This window comes from uncultured Meiothermus sp., assembly GCF_937863175.1.
Classification (GTDB): Bacteria; Deinococcota; Deinococci; order Deinococcales; family Thermaceae; genus Meiothermus.
Genome location: NZ_CALMCQ010000137.1, coordinates 1 through 4,907, shown reverse-complemented (window position 1 = coordinate 4,907; position 4,907 = coordinate 1). Strand labels below are relative to the sequence as shown.

The following is a 4,907-nucleotide window of genomic DNA, read 5'->3' as shown; positions in this document are numbered from 1 at the left end:
ACCGCCCACCTCCACCTCGACATCCTCACCCGGCGACCTGCCCGCTGGGAGGACTGGCCCATGCACGACCGCGAACGGCTGTTGCAGCACTACGTAGACCCCTGGGCCTTCCTGCAACGCCAGGCCCAGGCCGGTCGGATTGGCTGGCCCCGGCGCTGGGAGGGTCATGCCAACGTGGCCTGACCTCTTCCCCTACGCCGTCCTGGCCGGGGGGCTGTACCTGGGCCTGGGCAGGCTGCACAACCTGCGGCATCAACAGGGCTGCCCCAAGTGTGAGACCGCCCAGGCGGTGGTAGCGTTCGGCCTGGCGGCCCGGGCAGGGTGGGCGATATGGCAAAACTACCGTGCATGATAAGCTAAGAATATGAAACGTGCGGCTCCTAAAACGCCCAAACCAAAAGTCATTGGCCCCAACCCAACCTCGTGGGCGCATGATTTCTTTGTTCTCGAGCCTGTCACTCCCGGTAAAAGGCCCTTCCCCCCCCAAGTCAAACTTAAAGGCAAAAAAGGCTCCCTCGAGTATGTCAAAGAACAACGGAGATGAGCTTGTTGTCTTTGATACCAGCGCATTAATCCAAATACACACTCAAGAACACTTCAGTAGCCTGGCCTTATCGATTTACCAGGAAACGGCATACATCGGCATCTGCAATCTGGTAGTACCAGAAATCGCGGGTGCAACCAGAGCAATGGTGCAGAGGAAGAGCCTCAGTAAATCTGAAGGAAGAGCCATCCAATCGTTTTTGCTGAACAACCTGGACAACTGGCTGGTGCTGCCTGTATCAAGAACGGTCTGCTAGAAAGCCTTTGACCTGTGTCAAAGGCATCCCTTGAAAGGAGCAGATGCCGTGCACCTGGCGGCAGCGCTTGCTTTACAGACGTTTCGCAGCAACTTACAATTTTTTACCTTGGACAAACCACTTTACCTGGCGGCAAAAAAAGAAAAACTACCCGTCATAATTGTATCGGAGTTTGAACGTGGCCGGTAGACAGACCTTCCGCCTGCTGATGGTGGGCAAGTCAGGCTCGGGCAAGAGCGCCCTGGCCCGCCAGGTGATTCGCTCGATGGAGGGCCGCTACCGGCATCTGATCATCGTCAACCGCAAGCAGGAGTTTACCGAGCTGGGGGAGGGGTTACGAACCCTGGCCTGGCGACCCGGTACCCTGGTGGCACCCGGCCCGGCTGCGGGACGCGGTGGAAGCCGGGGTGCGCTACCTGGCCAAACAGCAGGCCAGGCTTGGAAGCTGGTGCGCCGCGCTGCACGCCTACAACGTCGGCCCAGGGGCCTAACAGCAAGGCCGACGAAACAACGGTTACGTAGACAAGATCATCCGCCGGGCCAGTGGGTATACTGACCTGAGAACCTAAACTGAGACCAGCTATACCGGGGTTATGTCTCGAGCAAACTGCAACTCGTAGAGGTCTTTGTACAGCCCTCCCTGGGCCAGCAATTCCTCGTGAGTACCCTGTTGCACCACCCGGCCTTTATCCAGCACCACAATCTGGTCGGCTCCGCGCACGGTGGATAGCCGATGGGCAATCACAAAGGTGGTGCGGCCCTGCATCAGCTTGTCGAGGGCCTCCTGCACCAGGGCTTCAGACTCCGAGTCGAGCGAGCTGGTGGCCTCGTCCAGAATCAGAATCCGGGGATTTTTCAGCAGGGCTCGAGCAATCGCTACCCGTTGCCGCTGGCCCCCCGAGAGTTTGACCCCCCGCTCACCCACGATGGTCTGGTAAGCTTCGGGAAACTCACTAATAAAAGCGTGGGCGTTGGCGGCACGGGCGGCCTCGAGGACTTCAGCCTGGCTGGCCTGGGGTTTGCCGTAGCGGATGTTTTCCTCGAGGGTTCCCGAAAACAGCAGGGTCTCCTGAGGTACGCTGGCAATCTTCGAACGCAAATCATCCAGGCCGAAGTCGCGGATGTCTACCCCGTCGAGGGTAATGCGTCCGCCGGTTACGTCGTAAAAGCGGGGAATCAGGGTAATCAGGGTGCTTTTGCCCGCCCCGCTGGGGCCGACCAGGGCCACCACCTGGCCGGGCCGGGCGGCCAGGCTCACCCGGTTCAACACCGGGCCCCGCTCGCCGTAGCCAAACTGAACCTCTTCAAAGCGCACCTCGCCGTGCAAGTTTTCCAGCTTTTTTGGGTGGGCGGGCTCGAGCAAATCCGAACGCATATCCAGAAACTCGAAGATGCGGCTGCTGGCTCCCAGTGCACTCTGTACCTGCGCCCAGATGCCCGCCAGGGTTCCCACGCTCATGGCCACATTGAAGGCATACAGGATAAACGAGACCAGTTGACCAGGGGTGATCTCGCCCCCCGCTACCAGCCGTCCGCCAAACCAGAAGATCAGGCCCAGCGAGCTGAAGATGGTAAACGTGACGGTAGAACCCAGCCCCGCCGAGTTCAGGGCACGCCGCAGGGCTACCCTAAAGGACTGCCGGATCAGGCCCGCATAGCGATCCGACTCGAGCTGCTCGGCGTTGAAGGTCTGTACTACCCGGATGCCCGCGATGGACTCCTCGGCGCTGGCGTTGGCTTCGGCGATTTTGTCCTGAAACTCCTTGCTGATCTTGCGAATGCGCCGCCCCAGCACAATCGCGACCCCGATTACCAGCGGCACCACCGCCAGAATAAAGAGCGAGAGCTTCCAGTTGGTGATAAACAGGATGACCAGCGTGGCGATAAACATCACCGGTACTGTGAAGACCTGCACCAGGGCGGTAGAGACTACGGCCTGCACGGTTGAAACGTCGGAGGTCAGGCGGCTGGTGATGTCGCCGGTCTTGTGGTTCTCAAAAAAGCGCGACGAAAGGCCCAGCAGGTGGCTATAAAGGCTCTTGCGAATATCGGCCACCACCCCCTCGCCGGCTCGAGCAAACAGGTAGTTTTGCACCCCACCAAACAGGGCCTGTCCGGCAAAAACCAGCAGCAGTAATCCGGTGTAGCGGTCAATCTGGCCCAGGTCGTCCTGTCTGAAAATGGAGGTGTCGAGCAGTCGGCTCACAAGCTGTGGAAAAGCAAGCCAGAAGGCCGTCGAAATCAGGCTGGCCAGGCCTGCCAGCAACAGACCCCACCGGTAGGGACGGGTATAGGTCAGCAGGCGACGCAACTGACCAAAATCTCGTTTGGGAGTTGCCGGGTCACGGGCCGGGGGATTACTGAATGTGCGCATAATTCAACCCTCCAGGATATTCTGCTGGTGCTGATGACTTTGAGATTGTGCATGGGGGGTGAATGCCCCACCCATAGGTTTTACAATAGGCCCTGAAGATGAGCCTTCTGGACGAACTATACCGGGAAATAATTCTGCAACACTACAAGTCCCCCCGCAACTACGGCCCGCTGGACTCGGCCAACGTACGGGTGATGGGCGACAACCCCTCCTGCGGCGACCAGATAGAGCTGATGGTCTTAACGGATGGAGAGCACATACGCGACCTGCGCTTTCGCGGACAGGGCTGTGCCATCTCGCAGGCCTCGGCCTCGCTGATGACCGAACTGGTAAAGGGAAAAAGCTGGGAGGCGGCACTGGGGTTACAGCAGCAGTTCAAAGCCATGATCGTAGAGGGAGCCGCCCCCACCCTTGAGCTAGGTGACCTGGCCGCGCTGGCTGGGGTGCACAAACTGGCTGCACGGGTCAAGTGCGCCACGCTGGCCTGGAACGCCCTCGAGCAAGCCGCCCACGATTCAGGCGTACTGGAGGCTCGAGCCAAAAATCCGTAGACCCTCGAGTTCTGGTTTAGCCCTAACAGACCAGGCTGCTGAAATCACTGAAGTCGGCGCGGAGTCCGCCGGATACACCCCTGGCAATCACCGAGACCGCATCGTGGGAGTGCAGGCTCTCCAGGTGGGAACAGGCCACCTGGAAGTCAGAGATGCGCTTGTCGGACAATAGTTGCTCGTAAACCAGCCGGGCTGCATCTTCCACAAACTTCACATAAGCCCCGTTCAGCTCAGCAAAGGCCTGTTCGTCTTCACGCTTGACCATCACCTGGGTCTCGGTCTTGAGGGCCTCGCGGGCATGGTGGATCAGGTCTTCCAGATGCAGCACGGTGTCGGCAGCGACCTCTACTTTGATGCGGGCCTTGGAGCGCTGGCTGTGCGGAATAGCGTAGGCCTGGCGGGTGTCGCGGGCGTGCTCGGCCAGCTCGGCTGAGCAGGGGCAGGCCGAGGAGTAGACGAAATCGAGTTCGACATAGCGGCGTGTTGGGCGGCTCTCCTCGACAACTGCTTCGTAGCTGCCGCTATAAAACTGATAACCTTCCAGCCCGGAGCGCAGCGAAGGCACCAGGGCGGGATAGCTGAAGGCAACCTTGAGCCGTGCGCTCAGGCTGCCCAATTCGCGCTGATAGTCCTGAACGATATTGCCCAGGGTATCAAGGTTGAAGACCTCTTCCTTTCGGGCGTAGAAGGTGCGGATGATGCGGCTCATGTTGATGCCCTTGAGGTTGGCTTGCAGGGAGACGGTACCGGTGATGGTGGCCTCGAGGGTCAGGGCTTCCCCCCTGGGCGAGGCAAATTTCAATGGCAGCTTGAAGCCCGAGATACCCACCTGTTGGATGGGGACATTGGCCCCCTCTACCGAGTCTACGGTCTCGGTCATATCGGGCAGGCTGGCTTTGTAGGCGGCATCAGGGCGGAAATCGGCATCGTAGCTGCGGCTGATGACGGGTTCTGCGCCGGTGTTGTTGGGAAACAGATAGGCTTTTTTGATACCGTTTTTGTCTTCTTTGGGCAGGGGTATATCGAGGATTTGCTTGTTGTACGTTAGCAAGGGCGGTCTCCTTTTCCGTCAGCAACCTCGAGCAGTCTGACGGCTACTCTGTTCGGGGGGAACGCGCTAATCGTTTCCTGAACCACCTCCCTCCAGCCTGGCTCAGGCACTTAATGCAGTTTAGGGGAACT

General features: G+C 59.3%; 7 protein-coding genes and 1 pseudogene. 6 read left to right on the top strand and 2 right to left on the bottom strand.

What is annotated here, in order from left to right; translation table 11 throughout:
• From Q0288_RS05510 to Q0288_RS18045, 5 genes and pseudogenes are all read left to right on the top strand, one after another.
• Positions 1-183, top strand: a 183-nt coding sequence (locus Q0288_RS05510) for a hypothetical protein (RefSeq protein WP_299428371.1), incomplete at its 5' end; no start/stop codon positions are given.
• On the top strand, positions 167-352 hold the full coding sequence (locus tag Q0288_RS05505; protein ID WP_299428368.1) for a hypothetical protein: 186 nt from the start codon (positions 167-169) through the stop codon (positions 350-352). The genes Q0288_RS05510 and Q0288_RS05505, both read left to right, overlap by 17 nt.
• A gap of 169 nt (positions 353-521) precedes the next feature.
• The gene (locus Q0288_RS05500; protein ID WP_299428365.1) at positions 522-800 is read left to right on the top strand and encodes a hypothetical protein; all 279 of its coding nucleotides are present in this window, start codon (positions 522-524) and stop codon (positions 798-800) included.
• Positions 801-978: 178 nt separating this feature from the next.
• A pseudogene (locus Q0288_RS18050) lies at positions 979-1,086 on the top strand (ATPase/DNA packaging protein); the annotation flags it as partial.
• A gap of 109 nt (positions 1,087-1,195) precedes the next feature.
• On the top strand, positions 1,196-1,291 hold the full coding sequence (locus Q0288_RS18045) for a transglycosylase SLT domain-containing protein (protein WP_366914728.1): 96 nt from the start codon (positions 1,196-1,198) through the stop codon (positions 1,289-1,291).
• Between the two features lie 89 nt (positions 1,292-1,380).
• Here the strand turns inward: Q0288_RS18045 and Q0288_RS05490 are convergent, their stop codons facing one another.
• On the bottom strand, positions 1,381-3,174 hold the full coding sequence (locus Q0288_RS05490; protein WP_299428362.1) for an ABC transporter transmembrane domain-containing protein: 1,794 nt from the start codon (positions 3,172-3,174) through the stop codon (positions 1,381-1,383).
• Between the two features lie 98 nt (positions 3,175-3,272).
• On the opposite strand from Q0288_RS05490, the gene sufU reads away from it, so the two are divergent.
• Positions 3,273-3,725 (top strand): Fe-S cluster assembly sulfur transfer protein SufU, encoded by a 453-nt coding sequence (sufU, locus tag Q0288_RS05485; RefSeq protein WP_299428359.1) that lies wholly within the window; start codon positions 3,273-3,275, stop codon positions 3,723-3,725.
• Positions 3,726-3,747: 22 nt separating this feature from the next.
• Here the strand turns inward: sufU and folE2 are convergent, their stop codons facing one another.
• Positions 3,748-4,776 carry a GTP cyclohydrolase FolE2 gene (gene folE2, locus Q0288_RS05480; RefSeq protein WP_299428356.1) on the bottom strand — a complete coding sequence of 343 codons (1,029 nt, stop codon included), beginning with the start codon at positions 4,774-4,776 and terminating at the stop codon, positions 3,748-3,750.
• Between the last annotated feature and the right edge of the window lie 131 nt (positions 4,777-4,907).